Origin of the sequence: uncultured Sulfitobacter sp., from assembly GCF_947499945.1 — a bacterium.
In the GTDB taxonomy this organism is placed as follows: Bacteria; Pseudomonadota; Alphaproteobacteria; order Rhodobacterales; family Rhodobacteraceae; genus Sulfitobacter.
In genome coordinates, this window is sequence record NZ_CANMQD010000007.1 from 65,197 (window position 1) to 80,970 (window position 15,774).

At 53.3% G+C, this 15,774-nt stretch carries 18 protein-coding genes; 16 read left to right on the top strand and 2 right to left on the bottom strand.

All coding sequences use genetic code 11. The features are described 5' to 3' along the window. Nucleotides 1-21: 21 nt before the first annotated feature. The 9 genes from Q0775_RS18410 to Q0775_RS20025 all read left to right on the top strand — a co-directional run bounded on the left by Q0775_RS18410 (nucleotide 22) and on the right by Q0775_RS20025 (nucleotide 9,535). Entirely contained in the window at nucleotides 22-1,812 is a 1,791-nt protein-coding gene (locus tag Q0775_RS18410; RefSeq protein WP_298864560.1) for an acyl-CoA dehydrogenase, read from the top strand. Between the two features lie 59 nt (nucleotides 1,813-1,871). Then, nucleotides 1,872-3,521, top strand: a complete 1,650-nt coding sequence (locus tag Q0775_RS18415) for an electron transfer flavoprotein-ubiquinone oxidoreductase (protein ID WP_298864562.1) — start codon at nucleotides 1,872-1,874, stop codon at nucleotides 3,519-3,521. 27 nt (nucleotides 3,522-3,548) lie between these two features. Then, a complete protein-coding gene (locus tag Q0775_RS18420) occupies nucleotides 3,549-3,998 on the top strand; it encodes a MaoC family dehydratase (RefSeq protein ID WP_298864564.1) in 450 nt (149 codons plus the stop codon). A 53-nt stretch (nucleotides 3,999-4,051) separates the two neighbouring features. Then, nucleotides 4,052-4,624 carry a peroxidase-related enzyme gene (locus Q0775_RS18425; protein ID WP_298864566.1) on the top strand — a complete coding sequence of 191 codons (573 nt, stop codon included), beginning with the start codon at nucleotides 4,052-4,054 and terminating at the stop codon, nucleotides 4,622-4,624. Nucleotides 4,625-4,694: 70 nt separating this feature from the next. Beyond that, complete coding sequence (locus Q0775_RS18430; RefSeq protein ID WP_298864568.1) at nucleotides 4,695-5,879, top strand: acetyl-CoA C-acyltransferase family protein; 1,185 nt, start codon at nucleotides 4,695-4,697, stop codon at nucleotides 5,877-5,879. A 143-nt stretch (nucleotides 5,880-6,022) separates the two neighbouring features. Next, on the top strand, nucleotides 6,023-6,460 hold the full coding sequence (locus tag Q0775_RS18435; RefSeq protein WP_298864570.1) for a hypothetical protein: 438 nt from the start codon (nucleotides 6,023-6,025) through the stop codon (nucleotides 6,458-6,460). A gap of 45 nt (nucleotides 6,461-6,505) precedes the next feature. Next, a complete protein-coding gene (locus Q0775_RS18440; protein WP_298864572.1) occupies nucleotides 6,506-7,162 on the top strand; it encodes an adenylate kinase in 657 nt (218 codons plus the stop codon). 13 nt (nucleotides 7,163-7,175) lie between these two features. Beyond that, complete coding sequence (gene phaC, locus Q0775_RS18445) at nucleotides 7,176-8,951, top strand: class I poly(R)-hydroxyalkanoic acid synthase (protein WP_298864573.1); 1,776 nt, start codon at nucleotides 7,176-7,178, stop codon at nucleotides 8,949-8,951. 299 nt (nucleotides 8,952-9,250) lie between these two features. Further along, nucleotides 9,251-9,535 carry a short-chain fatty acyl-CoA regulator family protein gene (locus Q0775_RS20025; protein WP_366863718.1) on the top strand — a complete coding sequence of 95 codons (285 nt, stop codon included), beginning with the start codon at nucleotides 9,251-9,253 and terminating at the stop codon, nucleotides 9,533-9,535. An 8-nt stretch (nucleotides 9,536-9,543) separates the two neighbouring features. Here Q0775_RS20025 and phaZ read toward each other — a convergent pair whose 3' ends face one another. Next, nucleotides 9,544-10,773: a polyhydroxyalkanoate depolymerase gene (gene phaZ, locus Q0775_RS18450; RefSeq protein WP_298864575.1), complete on the bottom strand. Its 1,230-nt coding sequence runs from the start codon at nucleotides 10,771-10,773 to the stop codon at nucleotides 9,544-9,546. Between the two features lie 313 nt (nucleotides 10,774-11,086). On the opposite strand from phaZ, the gene Q0775_RS18455 reads away from it, so the two are divergent. Together Q0775_RS18455 and Q0775_RS18460 are read left to right on the top strand one after the other, a co-directional pair. Next, on the top strand, nucleotides 11,087-11,491 hold the full coding sequence (locus tag Q0775_RS18455) for a transposase (RefSeq protein WP_298864577.1): 405 nt from the start codon (nucleotides 11,087-11,089) through the stop codon (nucleotides 11,489-11,491). Continuing rightward, on the top strand, nucleotides 11,492-11,668 hold the full coding sequence (locus tag Q0775_RS18460; RefSeq protein WP_298864579.1) for a hypothetical protein: 177 nt from the start codon (nucleotides 11,492-11,494) through the stop codon (nucleotides 11,666-11,668). A gap of 344 nt (nucleotides 11,669-12,012) precedes the next feature. Here the strand turns inward: Q0775_RS18460 and Q0775_RS18465 are convergent, their stop codons facing one another. Next, nucleotides 12,013-12,414 carry a cytochrome c family protein gene (locus tag Q0775_RS18465; protein WP_298864581.1) on the bottom strand — a complete coding sequence of 134 codons (402 nt, stop codon included), beginning with the start codon at nucleotides 12,412-12,414 and terminating at the stop codon, nucleotides 12,013-12,015. Between the two features lie 219 nt (nucleotides 12,415-12,633). On the opposite strand from Q0775_RS18465, the gene pqqA reads away from it, so the two are divergent. The 5 genes from pqqA to pqqE are packed head-to-tail and all read left to right on the top strand — an operon-like array spanning nucleotide 12,634 to nucleotide 15,773. Beyond that, nucleotides 12,634-12,738, top strand: a complete 105-nt coding sequence (gene pqqA, locus Q0775_RS18470; RefSeq protein ID WP_298864583.1) for a pyrroloquinoline quinone precursor peptide PqqA — start codon at nucleotides 12,634-12,636, stop codon at nucleotides 12,736-12,738. 23 nt (nucleotides 12,739-12,761) lie between these two features. Next, nucleotides 12,762-13,658, top strand: a complete 897-nt coding sequence (gene pqqB, locus Q0775_RS18475) for a pyrroloquinoline quinone biosynthesis protein PqqB (RefSeq protein WP_298864584.1) — start codon at nucleotides 12,762-12,764, stop codon at nucleotides 13,656-13,658. Then, complete coding sequence (gene pqqC, locus Q0775_RS18480) at nucleotides 13,655-14,401, top strand: pyrroloquinoline-quinone synthase PqqC (protein ID WP_298864586.1); 747 nt, start codon at nucleotides 13,655-13,657, stop codon at nucleotides 14,399-14,401. Before pqqB ends, pqqC begins: the two co-directional genes overlap by 4 nt. Beyond that, nucleotides 14,398-14,679, top strand: coding sequence for a pyrroloquinoline quinone biosynthesis peptide chaperone PqqD (gene pqqD, locus Q0775_RS18485; protein WP_298864588.1), 282 nt, complete (start codon nucleotides 14,398-14,400; stop codon nucleotides 14,677-14,679). Before pqqC ends, pqqD begins: the two co-directional genes overlap by 4 nt. After that, nucleotides 14,679-15,773 carry a pyrroloquinoline quinone biosynthesis protein PqqE gene (gene pqqE, locus Q0775_RS18490; RefSeq protein ID WP_298864590.1) on the top strand — a complete coding sequence of 365 codons (1,095 nt, stop codon included), beginning with the start codon at nucleotides 14,679-14,681 and terminating at the stop codon, nucleotides 15,771-15,773. Before pqqD ends, pqqE begins: the two co-directional genes overlap by 1 nt. The last annotated feature ends 1 nt before the right edge of the window (nucleotide 15,774 follow it).

A 15,774-nucleotide genomic window follows, 5' to 3' on the forward strand; every position in this document is an offset into this window, starting at 1 on the left:
TCTTAACGGAGAACCCAAACCATGACATATAACGCTCCGATTGAAGACATGATCTTCGTGCTCGAAGAACTTTGCGGCCTTAAAGACATCGCCGAACTCCCTGGTCTGGAGGAAGCTACTCCCGACATGGTGGCGGCAATTCTTGAGGAAGCTGGCAAATTCGCCTCACAGGTGTTGTCACCTTTGAACGCTGTTGGTGACATCAAAGGGCTTGGATTTGACAAAGGTGAAGTGACGACACCGGACGGGTGGAAGTCAGCCTATGATCAGCTTGTTGAGATGGGTTGGAATTCACCGACTGCAGACGGCGAACATGGCGGCATGGGCCTTCCTGCTGTCGTGAACGCCTGCATTCAAGAAATGTTTCAAGGTGCAAATGCTGCATTTCAACTATGCCCGATGTTGACGCAGGGCGCGATCGAGGCTGTGGAGGGTTTTGCATCGCCCGCGTTGAAGGAAACCTATCTGCCCAAACTCGTTAGTGGTGAATGGACGGGTACGATGAACCTGACAGAGCCCCAAGCGGGCTCGGATCTGGCTGCAATACGCTCAAAAGCTGTGCCACAGGGCGATCACTATCTGATCTCGGGTCAAAAGATTTATATCACTCATGGCGAACACGACATGACCGAAAACATCATCCATCTGGTGTTGGCACGACTTCCTGATGCACCAGCAGGGGTGAAAGGTATTTCGCTATTTGTGGTGCCAAAGTTCTTGATCACTGAAGATGGTAGTTTGGGCGAACGCAACGATATGCGCTGCGTTTCAATCGAACATAAACTGGGCATTCATGCGAGTCCAACCTGTACCCTTGCCTTTGGCGATAACGGCGGTGCAGTGGGGTACTTGGTGGGCGAGCCGAACGTCGGCTTGCAGTACATGTTCGCGATGATGAACAATGCGCGTCTGAATGTGGGCTTGCAAGGTGTTGGCATCGCCGAACACGCGACCCAACACGCAACCCATTATGCAATGGAACGCAAACAAGGCGGAACACCTGAGGACAGCGGCGTTGCAACGATCATCGGGCATCCTGATGTTCGTCGGATGCTGGGATTGATGAAGTCACGGACCGAGGCGGCACGTATCTTGGCATATCGCGCAGCCCGATCGCTGGATTACTCTCAAAGGTCAGTTGACGCCAATGAAAAAGCACGCCACCAGCGCCGTGTTGACCTGCTAATACCTGTGGTCAAAGGCTGGTCGACGGAATTGTCAGTGCAGACCGCATCACTCGGCATTCAAGTCCACGGTGGTATGGGGTACGTCGAAGAAACCGGGGCTGCTCAATACCTAAGAGATGCTCGGATCACGACGATCTATGAAGGTACGACGGGAATTCAGGCTCTTGACTTGATCGGCCGTAAAATATTGCGTGACCGTGGTAAAGCCGCTCTCGAAATCGTCAGAGATATGCGGGCCACCGCGCTGGTACTTGCGGATCAGCAGGGCTCATCAGCGGATTGGCCTGCACTAAGCGGCGTTGTAAGTGGATCCGCTGAACTAATCGAAAACGTAACCAATTGGATTTTGGAGCAGAACGGCCATGAGCCGCAGGCCGTAGCAACAGATGTCCTCGAACTATTTGGGATTGCGTTGGGTGCATGGGCAATGGGTGATGCGGCTTTAAGCGCAGGACGACACATAGAAGGTCGGTCTGGTACTGCGTATCACGATGCCAAGATGAAAACCGTCAAGTTCTACATGGCCAATGTGGTCCCTCATGCAAACGCACTCTCGATGATAATTACCGGTGCGGCTCCATCGATCCTCAATTTGAAAGCAAGTGATTTTGGGACGGCGGCCTAGATGTGTAAGCCGTCGAAACTGGCCGGTTGGATGCTTATCGCTCCCTTAGTGAGGCATCAATGAAGCAAGTCTCTCGTGAAACCATGGAATACGATGTTGTGATTGTCGGGGCAGGGCCTGCTGGCCTTGCCGCGGCAATCAGGCTCAAGCAACTTGACGCTGATTGCCAAGTCGTTGTGCTTGAGAAAGGCTCCGAAGTTGGCGCCCATATTCTGTCGGGTGCGGTGCTGGACCCTTGCGGCCTCGATACGTTGATACCGGATTGGAAAGACAAAGGCGCGCCCGTGACCGTGGCTGTAAAAGAAGACAACTTTTACATGCTGGGCGAAGCCGGGCAGGTGCGTATCCCTAACTTTCCAATGCCGCCACTGATGAGCAACCACGGCAACTATATCGTTTCAATGGGAAATGTTTGTCGCTGGATGGCCGAGCAAGCCGAGGGCCTGGGCGTGGACATCTTCCCCGGCATGTCAGTTTCTGAATTGGTCTATGCCGAAGATGGCAGCGTCAAAGGCGTGGTTGCGGGTGAGTTCGGCAAGAATCCTGATGGCAGCCAAAGTGAAGCCTATGAGCCCGGCATGGAGTTGCATGGCAAATACGTTTTTCTGGGCGAAGGTGTGCGCGGATCGTTGGCGCAGCAAGTGATCTCGAAATTCGACCTCTCAAAGGGCCATGAACCCCAAAAGTACGGCCTTGGCATGAAGGAAATCTGGGAAATTGATCCAGCCAAGCATGTTGAGGGCCGTGTGACCCACACGATGGGCTGGCCTTTGGGCAAGAACGCAGGCGGCGGGTCATTCATTTATCACCTTGAAAACAATCAGGTCTACGTCGGTTTTGTTGTCCATCTAAACTACAAGAATCCGCATTTGTTCCCGTACATGGAATTCCAGCGGTTCAAGCATCACCCGATGGTGGCCGACCTTCTGGAGGGTGGTAAGAGGGTGGCATATGGTGCGCGGGCTATTTCCGAGGGTGGATACCAATCGATGCCGAAAATGGTGGCACCCGGCGTAGCGCTTTTGGGATGTTCTGTGGGCATGGTTAACGTGCCGCGCATCAAAGGCAATCACAATGCAATACTGTCAGGTAAGGCCGCTGCCGAGGCTGCTTTTGCAGCCATTCAGGCGGGCCGTTCGGGCGATGAGCTTTCAGAGTATGAGGCGGAAGTCCGTAACGGGGCGATCGGCAAGGATCTGAAAACAGTGCGCAATGTCAAACCGTTGTGGTCAAAGTACGGGTTAGTTGCTTCGCTTGTCGTTGGCGGTCTGGACATGTGGACGAACACTTTCGGGGTTTCTCTAATGGGGACACTGAAGCACGGCAAGACCGATGCAGCAGCGACCGAAATCGCCGACAGACACAAGGTCATCGAGTATCCCAAGCCTGACGGCAAGCTGTCGTTTGACCGACTGACCAATGTGGCATTTTCTTTCACGAACCACGAAGAAAACCAGCCTGCGCACCTGACATTAAAGGATGTAAGCGAGCCGGTAAAAATCAACTTGCCGAAATTTGGCGGACCTGCGGCACGTTATTGCCCTGCGGGCGTCTATGAATTCGTTGAGGAAGAAGGCAAGGCCCCCCGTTTCATCATCAACTTCCAGAACTGCGTGCACTGCAAGACCTGCGACATCAAAGATCCGGGCCAGAACATCGTCTGGACCACGCCGCAAGGGGGCGACGGGCCAAATTATCCAAATATGTGACTAAGAAATAATGGCGAGGACAATACCATGAACGAACTGAACGGTTACGATATTGAGGATCTTGAGGTCGGCATGACGGCGACGTTCTCAAAGACCATTACAGAGGCTGACATCGTCCTTTTCGCCGGCGCTTCAGGCGACAACAACGCAATCCACATTAACGAAGCTTTTGCCAAGACGACACCATTCAAAGGCAGAATAGCCCATGGGTTTTTGACCGCCAGTACCATTTCGGCGGCTATTGCAAACAGGCTGCCCGGCCCCGGGACAATCTATATGTCCCAGCAAATGAGTTTTCTTGGCCCAGTCCGCCCTGGTGATACCGTGGATGCAGTCGTGACTGTCAAAGAGCTGATCCGGGACAAAAGCCGAGCAGTGTTGGAAACAGTGTGCTCCGTCGAAGGGGCGGTTGTTGTAAGCGGTGAAGCATTGGTCAAGACGACCTCTGCCGCAAAAAGAACTGCCAAAGCATCGTAATTTGTCTGAAATTTGGCTTTGGCCTGCTCGACGGAACTTGAGGGGGTAACAAAATGACGAAACAACCAATTAGCCGATATCCAATACCTGACATCTTTGATCTGCCAGACGACATAAGAGAGCGGATTATTGGAGTTCAGGAGAAGGCCGGATTCATTCCCAATGTCTTTCTGACCTTAGCTCACCGCCCAGCAGAGTTTAGGGCATTTATGGCGTACCACGATGCCGTAATGGAAAGCGAAAGCGGGCTCACCCAAGCAGACCGTGAGATGATTATTGTCGTTACCTCTAGCGACAACAGCTGCCAGTATTGTGTTGTTGCACACGGAGCTATCCTGCGGATACGCGCGAAGAACTCCACTATTTCTGATCAAGTTGCGGCCAATTATCGAAAGTCGGATATCACGCTGCGTCAAAAAGCGATGCTCGATTTTGCATTGAAGGTGTCAAATGATGCAAAAGCTATCAATGACACCGATTTCGAGCTTTTACGCGAACATGGTTTTTCGGATGAGGATATTTGGGATATTGCCGGGGTGACTTCCTTTTTCGGACTGTCCAACCGGATGGCCAACTTCACATCAATGCGCCCGAATTCCGAATTTTATATGATGGGGCGCGGGTAATCCGCCGTCTGTATCCATCTATTTTTTCCGCCGACTATGTGGCCGATACTGGTCTTAACAGGAGTAAGAAATGACAAATGACGTCGTAATCTTGGATGGAGTGCGCACCGCGATCGGCACATTTGGTGGATCTCTAGCAGGGTATACGCCCACTGCACTCGCGGCGGCTGTTTCAAAAGAAGCAATCGCTCGCAGTGATGTTGATCCAAAACAGATTGGCCACGCGGTCTTTGGGCATGTAATCAATACAGAGGGCCGCGACATGTATCTGGCGCGGGTGGCCGCTGTAGAGGCTGGCGTGCCTAACGAAGCACCTGCCCTGACTGTAAACCGCCTTTGCGGATCAGGAGCGCAGGCCATTGTTTCATCTGCGCAACACATCATGTTAGGGGATGTCGATTTCGCTCTGGCAGGTGGTGCCGAATGCATGTCGCGTTCGCCATTCTCCAGCAATGCACCGCGCTTTGGCCAGAAAATGGGTGATCTTTCGATGACCGACATGATGATTGCGGCATTGAGCGATCCATTCGGGGGCGGCCACATGGGTGTCACAGCCGAAAACGTCGCTGATGAGCATCAGATTTCACGCGATGATCAGGATGCTTTTGCCGCGGAAAGCCAGCGTCGCGCCGCGCACGCCATTGCCGAAGGTCGCTTCAAAAGCCAGATCTTGCCCTTGGAGATCAAGGTGCGCCGGGAAACCATTGCGTTTGATACGGACGAGCACGGAAAGGCCTCAACCACAATTGAAAGTTTGGGAAAACTTCGCGCCGCTTTTAGAAAGGACGGTTCGGTCACAGCTGGTAACTCATCGGGATTGAATGACGGTGCAGCGGCAGTTGTCTTGGCCTCTGCCAATGCGGCGGAGAAAGCAGGTCTGAAACCCCGCGCGCGTCTTTTGGGCTATGCACACGCCGGCGTGCGCCCAGAGGTCATGGGTATCGGTCCGGTTCCAGCGGTTACTAAGTTGCTGAACAAGCTGGGAATGCAACCTGGCGATTTCGATGTGATCGAATCAAACGAAGCTTTTGCCGCTCAGGCCTGTGCGGTGAATAAGGAACTCGGCTTTGATGTTGCCAAGGTGAACCCTAATGGGGGCGCTATCGCTCTTGGGCACCCAATTGGCGCAACCGGTGCTATCATCACCATCAAAGCGTTGAATGAATTGGAACGCACGGGTGGTAAACTTGCTCTTGTGACCATGTGTATTGGCGGCGGGCAGGGCATCGCCTTGGCAATTGAAAGAATGAACTAGCTTCCCGCGAACCTTGGCGCACAGTTCTTTGGACTAGTAGGTTTCTGCTTGAACTGGGTGGGGCAAAGCCGTCTCAACTGTGCGGCTTTTGAATAGCATAAACAGCCGACAAGTAAATGAAACCAACTGCTAGGAGATACGACATGGCTAAGAAAGAAACACCCGATCCTTTCAAGGAATTCATGCAAATGTTCGACCCCGCCAATCTTAGTAAGGCCTTTGACCCCATGGCGATGATGGAAAAGTTTGGCGTCAGCACCGGCAACGTAGATCCGCAAGACACGATTCAGAAAGCAAAAGGTCAGTTCGATGCGATGGCGAAGGCGAACGAGGCCGCCGCACAGTCTTATCGTGATCTGATGGAAAAGCAGATGAAGATTTTTCAGGATTTGACGACCGAGGCTGTGGCTCAGGCAAAATCAGGTACACCTCAAGACGTATCCGCCAACTATCAACAAGCGGTCAAACGCGCCCTCGAAATAATGACTGAAATGTCCGAAGCGGCGCGAAGCGCCAACGATCAGGCCTATGACGCAATAATGGATCAGGTGGACGCGGCAATGAAAGAGCTGAAGTCGTAAAGGCACTGAATCTGTACAGGGTGCCAAAACCTAGGGAGCTTTGAAATGACAAATTTGATCCTGTTAGGGCCACCCGGCGCAGGGAAGGGCACACAGGCGCGCATGTTGACAGAAAGCGTGGGCCTGCTTCAGCTTTCTACCGGCGACTTGCTACGTGAGGCCGTTGCCAAAGGTACGAAAGCAGGGGAGGCTGCGAAGCAAGTGATGGAAGCCGGCGATCTGGTCTCAAACGAGATTGTCATTGCGATTGTCAATGACCGGCTGGATCTTCCCGATGTGGAAGCTGGTGTGATTTTCGATGGCTTTCCCCGCACCGTGGTTCAGGCTGAGGCGCTTGATAAACTCCTTAAAGCAAAAGCAATGAAACTCGACTTCGTTGTTTCTTTAGATGTTCAGGATGCTGCCATGATTGAGCGGATATCTGGTCGCTATACATGTGCGGGTTGTGGCGAAGGATACCATGATACTAAAAAAGTGCCCGCAAATGTCGACATCTGCGACAGCTGTGGTGAATCAAATTTCAAGCGTCGGGCCGATGACAACGCAGCGACTGTCGCTGAACGGCTCAAAGCCTATCATGCCGAGACAGCGCCACTCATAGAGTATTACCGAAATAAGGGTCTGCTTTTTCGCATAGATGCGATGGGAGATATCGTTGCCATCAGCGACCAGCTGAAAGAGCTAGTCAGCAAAACTAACTGAGGGAATCCAAGAAATGCAAGACGATGCCACATCTGCCCAAACCACGGACATTGCCGAACAGACAGAGCGGCTTGCACGTCTGACCAACCGCGCCATGATGGCCAGCGCCCAGATGCAGGGCCATGCGATCAAGCAGGCCTCGGGGTCTGAATATGCACTGATGGATGCGGGCACTTTGGCAAAGGCCTATGGCACCTTCTGGTCAGATATGATCTCGGACCCAAGCAAATTGATGGACATCCAGCAGACCGTCGGCACCGAGATGATGGCTGCATGGCAGTCTATGTTTGGTTTGTCCTCGGATGAACCCGTCAAAGACAAGCGGTTCAAAGATGAAAGCTGGTCCGACGATCCGATTTCTCGCAGCTACCGTGACGTTTTCCTGGCCTTCGATCGCGCCAGCAACAGCCTGCTAGAGCGTTTGCCAGACGGGTCCAAAGACCACCAGCGGGTCAGTTTCTACACCCGTCAGATGATCAGTGCCCTGTCACCCAGCAACTATTTGGCAACCAATCCCGCTGCACGCAAGGCGCTGATGGACACCCAAGGCGAAAGCCTGTTGGCGGGTCTTGAGAACCTCTTGACCGATCTGGAACGCGGCGAAGGGCGGCTTGCGGTTGCGACCAATGACGACACCGCATTTGAGGTTGGTGTTGATCTGGCCACCACCGCAGGGCAGGTGGTTTTCCAGAATGATCTGATGCAGTTGATCCAATACGCGCCCACCACCAAAGAACAACATGCAACACCAATTCTGTTTGTGCCTTCATGGATAAACAAGTTCTATATCCTCGATATGAAACCAGAGAACAGCCTGATCCGCTATATGCTGGATCAAGGGCATTCAGTTTTTGTGGTCTCGTGGGTCAACCCCACCCGCGAACATTCCGAGAAAGATTTTGCCGCTTATATGACCGAAGGTCCGTTGGCCGCATTGGACGTGATCCGTAACATCACGGGCGAGGAAAAGGCCAATATCCTTGGCTTCTGCATCGGCGGTATTTTGGTGACGGCGATGCTTGCTTATTTGGCTGCCAAGGGTGATGACCGCATCGCCTCGGCCACCACATTGGCTACGATGGTCGACTTCGAAAACGTCGGTGAGATTGGCGTGTTTGTTGACGATGACCGTTTGGCAAGCATGCGCGTCACCATGGCCGAAAAGGGCTACCTAGACGCGCATCACCTGCAGGACATGTTTTCGATGCTGCGCGAAAAAGACCTGATCTGGTCCTTTGTTGAGGCAAACTATCTGCGCGGACAAAAGCCGCCAGCTTTTGATCTGTTGTCATGGAATTCGGATTCCACACGCCTGCCATCTGCAATGCTGTTGTGGTATCTTGAGGAAGTTTACCTGCAGAACGGGTTGCGCAAACCCGGTGCGTTGGAGATGAACGGCGTCAAAATTGACATCACCAAGATCAAAACGCCAACATTCATTCTGGCCACTACCGAGGACCACATCGCGCCGTGGCGCTCGATCTATCCCGCAACGGAGTTTTTTGGCGGCGAAGTCGAATTTGTCCTTGGCGGATCTGGACATATTGCAGGCGTGATCAACCCGCCGAACGAGCGTATGAAATACGGCTACCGTACGAGTGACAGTTACCCAGCTTCACCGGATGAATTTCTCGCACAGGCAGAGCAGCACAAAGGATCATGGTGGCCTCATTGGGACAAATGGTTGAGAGCAAAAGAGACCAAGAAGGTGCCTGCTCGCAAACTTGCGACCAAAGGCAAGTATAAAGCTATCGAAGCGGCACCGGGTTCATACGTCAAAGCAACTTAGGTCCGAAATGGATGGAAAGGTTGTGTCGCAAACTTTGTCTGTGTTTGAGGACGCCCATTTACAGGGCATAATTCGTAACCGCTCCATTGGCACTGCCTGCCTGAAGATGGGTTTTTGATCTAAGACAAGTGTTTAATGACGTCTTTAGCGACGTCTCTTATGCGGGGTCTGCGATGTGTGGCGAAATTCTTGGAGTGGAGCGGCGGCGCTTCTGGCATGACGACGAAAAGCTCGAGATTGTCATGTCGGTTGGCGTCGGTGGAGCGAGAGTGACTTAGGTGGTGCAGCGCCATGAGATCATGCGACAACAGATTTACGCATGGCGGCACGGCCTGAAGAAAAAAGGTCTTTGGTCGCCTGATGCAGGGGCTCTAAAACATGCGCGGCACGTGGTTTACGCTGACGACTTAGACATATCAAATGATGAGAGTTTTGACCGCCTCGGCGCAAGTTGCCGGATATGCGAGCAACAAGACTGTTTCCACCGATCCGTGCCTCCAATAGGCAAAGAAATAGCAATTGACCAGCATAAGCGTGGTAGGCCCCATTCAAAATTAACTGAATGCTACGACTGGATAGTGTGAACTTAGTTTTATGTGTTTGCTGCGATAAAATCCAGCACAAGTGGGCGAATGTTGTTGCGCCAGCTTTTACCGGCAAAAATGCCATAGTGACCTGCACCCGGCTCGAGATGGAACGCTTTTTTGCTGTCGGGCAGGCCAGTTAACAGATCGAGGGCAGCCAAGCACTGGCCTGGGGCAGAAATATCATCTTTTTCACCTTCTACAATTTTGACGGCGACAGTTGTGATCTCTGATATGTCGACCTTACGACCAGCGACCTCAAAATCATTGCGTGCAATATCGCGGTCTTTGAAAACTCGTTTCACTGTAGACAGATAGAATTCGGCAGGCATATCCATCACTGCGAGATATTCATCGTAGAAATCGTTGTGACGATCATGTTCTGATGCGTCACCACTCGCTACTCGTGAAATTTCGTTCTTGAAGGCCGTCGCGTGAGTGTCTCTGTTCATCGCGATAAAAGACGCCAGCTGCAGTAGGCCCGGATATACTTTGCGGCCAACACCCTTGTTTTTGAAACCAACGCGTTGAATCATGCTTTGTTCAAGCTGGCCCATTGTTACAGAACGGCCAAAGTCAGTTACTTCGGTTGGGTTGGCATCGGGGTCGACGGGACCACCAATCAATGTCAGAGACCGCGGTTGTGCTTTGGGATCCTCCGCGGCCAAATATGCTGTGGCGGCCAATGCCAATGGCACGGGTTGGCAAACTGCTATAACGTGGGTGTCAGGGCCAAGTTCGCGCATAAAGTCGACAAGATATAGGGTATAGTCTTCGACGTCGAATTTGCCTGCGCTTACAGGAATATCGCGGGCGTTGTGCCAGTCAGTTGTATAAACTTCGCAATCTGGTAGCAGGCTGATCACTGTTTTGCGCATAAGTGTCGCGTAGTGGCCTGACATAGGTGCCACTAAGAGGACCTTTGGCTTCACAGCGGTGCGGTTTTCTACAGAAAAATGGATCAGATTTCCGAACGGACGTTCGACAACAGTCTTGATTGTCACAATGCGATCTTGGCCGTTTTCATTTGTGAAAGGTGGAATATTCCAGTCAGGTTTCACAACCATGCGGCCAAACGTTCGTTCTGTCACTTCGCCCCACGCTTTGATCATGTTGATTACAGGATTTGAGCCGAATGCCATCATAGGGTGGTTGGCCCAAGAATGTGCCGTAGCGCCCAACCATTGGTTTGCGTTGCGGCTTGTTTCCATTAGGTCGTATGCCACCATGTGCTTCATTTTCTAATCTCCTGACGGCATGCGTTATATCCCAAACACATCCACACATGGTTTGGCGCGAGAGTCGTAGCCTAATATCCAACAACAATGAATCGGACTACGAACTTGCTTACGTACGACTTAACACACATATGCTGCAGCGCAACATAAAAATGCTGCACTGCAGCGTGCCGTTGAACAACAAGCTCAGGCTGTCATGTTCCGAAGCCGTGATCCTTATCTGCGACAGCGCACGCAACTGATCAATGCGATGCATGGAGATCTCGCTGAGTACAGCGTCCTGCTGCCAACCTCCCGAGCGAGTGTGGCGCGAATGGTTGCCGCCGTTAGAGATCGTTCCGAAGACTTGCCAGCACCGGTCTTCGAGATGGCTCTGCTCATGGTAGAGGATATCGAACAGTTTACGAACAAGGTGGCAACGATTGATAAGACTTTGAAAAAAATTGCTCAGGGATCGCCGGAAGCAAAACGCTTGCGAACTATGCCAGGCGTGGGTCCGATAACGGCAGTCGCAATCGAAGCCTTTTGCCCACCGGCCAAAAGTTTCAACCGTGGCCGTGGTTTTGCGGCTTGGCTTGGGCTTGCACCACGTCAGAATTCGACCGGCGGCAAAGATCGCTTGGGGCGGATTACTAAGATGGGGCAGCGTGACATCCGACGATTGCTCGTGACGGGCGCCCCTCTCATGGATGTAAGAACATGCACTGCCGGGCAGTGAATGTCCGTGATCAGCGCGTCCGAGCGAAAAGATCGTTGCGATGATCCGTGGCTAGCCAATATGCTGAAGAAGAAACCACGCATGTTGGTTGCAGTGGCGCTTGCACATCGGATGGCGCGCCAGCTGTGGGCCATGATGGTGACAGAGAAGAATTACGAAATTCGAGCGGCCGTGTAAGTTAACGGCATCGGATACCGGCAGGACTGAGAGGAGAGCGGAAAGTTACGGAACACGGATCAAGAGATTGACTCGGAACACCCAGAATAAGCGTCTGGCCATCGACTAGGCCGTGTAATTGATTGGGGCCCGGATCGCGTATCTCCATAAAGGCCCGCCGCCATGTGTCGCGGCAACTACGAGGCCGGACACCTGACTGCACCGATCAGTGGTTCCAAGACCGACCGATACTCAACTCAGCCCCGGGGCATCCACACCCGCTTATGTTACCGCCATGGTCTCCAAAAGTGAAAAAGGTCCAAGCGCATCTCACAGACTTCTCCACTGCATTTGCAGCTCATAGACTAATCGTCTTTGACGTCACTTTCAAAAGTCTGCAGGTAAGCAAGCAAATCATCGATGTCTTTTTCTTTTCGCAGACCCGAAAACGACATCTTGGTTTTGGGCAAGAAATCCCTCGGTTTCGTCAGAAACGCGGTCAGGGCCTCTTGGTTCCACACCAACCCGTCTTCTGCGGCGGCCTTCAAGGCGTCCGAATAGCCAAAATCAGGGTCAATACCAGCGGGTGCGTCTATGATGCCGGTCAAGATGGGGCCGGTACGGGACTTGGCCCCTTCGCCGATCTGGTGGCAAGCTTTGCATTTCTTGAATACGCGCTCGCCTTTCTTGCTGTCCCCGTCAGCACTTGCGAGTGACGTGCCTAGACCAAAGATCAAGGCCGCGTAGAACCATTTCCGAATAAACATACAGTGCTCCTTGAACTGAAGAGTTGGGTGAGCTTTACTAGGCTTTGAGACGCGTGGAACCAATTGGACTTTGGTCGTTTCGACCAAAGCAGTAGGGTCAGAACCTTCTGACTTTGCATCGTTGGTCTGGTGGACTTGTACCTTGGTCTCATAGACTCGAGACTGTAATCGCCCGAAACTGTTACGGGTAAAGCAACTGATTTTTTGGGAGGAAAACTCATGGCATGGTCAAAACCAATCATTCGTGAAATCGAATGTGGCATGGAAATCAACATGTATGGTCCGGACGGCGATCGTAATCCAGACGACGGCGATCTGTTTTAAAAACACTGCGTGCGGGGTTCGCAATGACATTCCGCGCGCATATTCTTGGGGCGGCGGCCGGTGGCGGTTTGCCTCAATGGAACTGCGGTTGTGAAAACTGCAACCTAGCACGGGCAGGTGAAATACCGGCCCAATCCCAATCCTCCGTCGCGTTTAGCGCTAATGGAGATGAATGGGCTATCCTGAACGCATCCCCTGATATTCGGCAGCAGATGGCGCAGGCGAAGGTCTTGCATCCAACTGATCTGCGCAAATCGCCCTTGCGATCCGTCTTGCTGACCAATGGCGATATCGACCATGTGGCCGGATTGCTGACGCTGCGAGAACAGCAAGCCTTTACGCTTTTTGCCACGACGGAAATCCATCAGGTGTTGGCGGACAACCCGATTTTTGCGGCACTCAATCCTAACTACGTCTCTCGCGTGCAGATAGCATTGGATGAGGAGTTTGAGCTGGTGGAAGGCCTAACCGCGCAGTTGTTTGCGGTGCCAGGAAAAGTGCCGCTTTATCTCGAAGGCGAAGAGGTGCAGACTGACCTTTTAGGCGAACAGACTGTTGGTGTTCATCTGCGCAGTGAGGGCAAGAATGTCTACTACATCCCCGGATGTGCCGCCATGCGCCCCGAGTTGCGCGACCGGATCGAAGGCGCCGACATGGTGATGTTTGACGGAACACTTTGGCAGGATGACGAGATGGTGCAGGCTGGTTTGAGCCAAAAGACAGGGCAGCGGATGGGCCATATGTCGATGTCAGGTGAGGACGGCTCTATTGCCGCGTTCAAGGACATATCGGTCGCGCGCAAGGTCTTTGTCCACATGAACAACACCAACCCCGTTTTGCGCCCCCGATCGGATCAGCGCAAAGCGGTTGAAGCAGAAGGCTGGACCGTTGCTTATGACGGATTGGAATTGACGATATGACAGCCTCGCCTGCGGATTTCGAAGCCCGCCTGCGCCAGATCGGCGCAGAGCGGTATCATGACAAACATCCATTTCATCATTTGCTGCATTCCGGAGGATGTACACCCGATCAGGTTCGCGCATGGGTGATCAACCGCTTCTATTATCAGGCCAGCATCCCGATCAAAGACGCAGCTTTCATGAGCCGTGTGGAGGATCCCGCCTTGCGCCGTGCGTGGCGATCGCGGATCGAAGATCACGACGGCACGGATGAGAATGAAGGCGGGATTGCCCGATGGCTGCGGCTGGCGGATGCAGTCGGGCTGGACCGCGCCTACGTCGCAAGCAAGGCTGGCGTCCTGCCCGCGACGCGCTTTGCCGTGGATGCCTATGTTCGCTTTGTGCGTGACAAGACATTGCTCGAGGCAGTAGCGGCTTCCTTGACCGAACTCTTTGCGCCTGCGATCCATGCTGCCCGGATCGAAGGGCTCTTGGCAAATTATGACTTTGCCGATGACAGCAGCCTGTCCTATTTTCGTAATCGTCTGACACAGGCCCCCAAGGACGTGGCCTTTGGGCTGGCATGGGTTTTGGAACACGCGGATACGGCGGAGAAACAGGATGCGGCGGCGGCGGCGCTGATTTTCAAGACCGATGTGCTTTGGGCGCAGCTTGATGCATTGCATGCGGCCTATGTTTCACCGGCGCGTATCCCGCCGGGGGGGTGGCAGCCGGGCAATCATCTAAGCGATGCACAACAATGAATAAGGTCAGCGGCAAAGCGATCCCAATGATCCCCCGTGGCGTGCGCCTGCACGAGGACAAGGTCCGAGGAATGTGGGTGCTTCTGGCGCCGGAGCGTACCATCAATCTGGACGCTATCGGCCTTGCGATTGTTCAACAGGTCGATGGCAAACGTAATTTTGCGGAGATGGTTGCGCGCCTTGGTGCGAAATACGCCGCACCCGTCGACCAAATCGAGGGTGATGTGGCTGACTTCATCATCGGCCTGACAGACCGCCGAATTCTGGAGTTGTCGTGATGAACGCAGTCGCAAACATTCCAGCCCCTATCGCGATGCTGGCAGAGCTGACCTATCGCTGCCCGTTGTCGTGTCCTTATTGCTCCAATCCGGTTGAAATGGCCAAGAAGGACAGCGAACTGGATACCGAAGTTTGGGCAGATGTGTTCACCCAAGCCGCCGCGATGGGCGTGTTGCAATTGCATCTCTCGGGGGGGGAACCTGCCTCGCGGCGTGATCTGGTGGCTTTGGTGCGTGCTGCGCGAGAAGCGGGTCTTTACACCAATCTCATCACCTCTGCGATAGGGCTGACCCAGCGCCGGTTGGCCGAATTGGACGCGGCAGGGCTAGATCATATCCAGCTGTCCTTGCAAGGCACGGACGCAGATATGGCGGACCGGATTGGCGGCTACAAAGGGGGCTTTGACCGCAAGATGCAGGCGGCAGAGTGGATCGTAGAGGCTGGCTTTCCGCTGACCCTGAACGCCGTTGTACACCGCCAGAACCTGCATCAACTGCCTCAAGCAATCGAGATGGCGGTGACGATGAAAGCACGGCGCATGGAAGTGGCAATCGTACAGTTCCACGGCTGGGCGATGCTGAACCGCGACGCGCTGATGCCAACGCGCGAACAGGCCGAGGAAGCCAGCCGCATTGTGGCTGAAGCCCGCGTACGATTGAAAGGCGTGCTGGTGATTGATTATGTCCCGGCGGACTATCATAGCGAGTATCCTAAACGCTGCATGGGGGGCTGGGGCACGACGGGGTTGAATGTCACACCAGACGGAACGGTGTTACCTTGCCATGCGGCCCAGAGCATTCCATCGCTCGAGTTTGATAACGTACGCGATAAATCGTTGTCTGACATCTGGTATCAAGGCGATGCTTTTAACGCATATCGCGGCGAAGACTGGATGCAAGAACCCTGTAAATCCTGTGATCGACGCAAGTTGGATTTCGGAGGGTGCCGCTGTCAGGCGATGGCAATCGCCGGGGATGCGGCGGCCACTGATCCGGTCTGTGTCAAATCACCGGTGCATGCGAAAATGGCCAAGCTTGCCGCGGATTTTTCGCAAGATGACAGTGCGGAACTTGTCTATCGAAAAAGCCCCTGAA

What these genes read in the sequence shown, in the direction of transcription:
- Q0775_RS18410 (WP_298864560.1), top strand. Translation starts at nt 22, where the DNA reads ATGACATATAACGCTCCGATTGAAGACATGATCTTCGTGCTCGAAGAA.
- pqqC (WP_298864586.1), top strand. Translation starts at nt 13,655, where the DNA reads ATGACAGCCTCGCCTGCGGATTTCGAAGCCCGCCTGCGCCAGATCGGC.
- Q0775_RS18420 (WP_298864564.1), top strand. Translation starts at nt 3,549, where the DNA reads ATGAACGAACTGAACGGTTACGATATTGAGGATCTTGAGGTCGGCATG.
- Q0775_RS18435 (WP_298864570.1), top strand. Translation starts at nt 6,023, where the DNA reads ATGGCTAAGAAAGAAACACCCGATCCTTTCAAGGAATTCATGCAAATG.
- Q0775_RS18455 (WP_298864577.1), top strand. Translation starts at nt 11,087, where the DNA reads ATGGTTGCCGCCGTTAGAGATCGTTCCGAAGACTTGCCAGCACCGGTC.
- Q0775_RS20025 (WP_366863718.1), top strand. Translation starts at nt 9,251, where the DNA reads ATGCGACAACAGATTTACGCATGGCGGCACGGCCTGAAGAAAAAAGGT.
- Q0775_RS18440 (WP_298864572.1), top strand. Translation starts at nt 6,506, where the DNA reads ATGACAAATTTGATCCTGTTAGGGCCACCCGGCGCAGGGAAGGGCACA.
- Q0775_RS18425 (WP_298864566.1), top strand. Translation starts at nt 4,052, where the DNA reads ATGACGAAACAACCAATTAGCCGATATCCAATACCTGACATCTTTGAT.
- pqqA (WP_298864583.1), top strand. Translation starts at nt 12,634, where the DNA reads ATGGCATGGTCAAAACCAATCATTCGTGAAATCGAATGTGGCATGGAA.
- pqqE (WP_298864590.1), top strand. Translation starts at nt 14,679, where the DNA reads ATGAACGCAGTCGCAAACATTCCAGCCCCTATCGCGATGCTGGCAGAG.
- Q0775_RS18415 (WP_298864562.1), top strand. Translation starts at nt 1,872, where the DNA reads ATGAAGCAAGTCTCTCGTGAAACCATGGAATACGATGTTGTGATTGTC.
- phaC (WP_298864573.1), top strand. Translation starts at nt 7,176, where the DNA reads ATGCAAGACGATGCCACATCTGCCCAAACCACGGACATTGCCGAACAG.
- Q0775_RS18460 (WP_298864579.1), top strand. Translation starts at nt 11,492, where the DNA reads ATGTCCGTGATCAGCGCGTCCGAGCGAAAAGATCGTTGCGATGATCCG.
- Q0775_RS18465 (WP_298864581.1), bottom strand. Translation starts at nt 12,414, where the DNA reads ATGTTTATTCGGAAATGGTTCTACGCGGCCTTGATCTTTGGTCTAGGC.
- pqqB (WP_298864584.1), top strand. Translation starts at nt 12,762, where the DNA reads ATGACATTCCGCGCGCATATTCTTGGGGCGGCGGCCGGTGGCGGTTTG.
- Q0775_RS18430 (WP_298864568.1), top strand. Translation starts at nt 4,695, where the DNA reads ATGACAAATGACGTCGTAATCTTGGATGGAGTGCGCACCGCGATCGGC.
- pqqD (WP_298864588.1), top strand. Translation starts at nt 14,398, where the DNA reads ATGAATAAGGTCAGCGGCAAAGCGATCCCAATGATCCCCCGTGGCGTG.
- phaZ (WP_298864575.1), bottom strand. Translation starts at nt 10,773, where the DNA reads ATGAAGCACATGGTGGCATACGACCTAATGGAAACAAGCCGCAACGCA.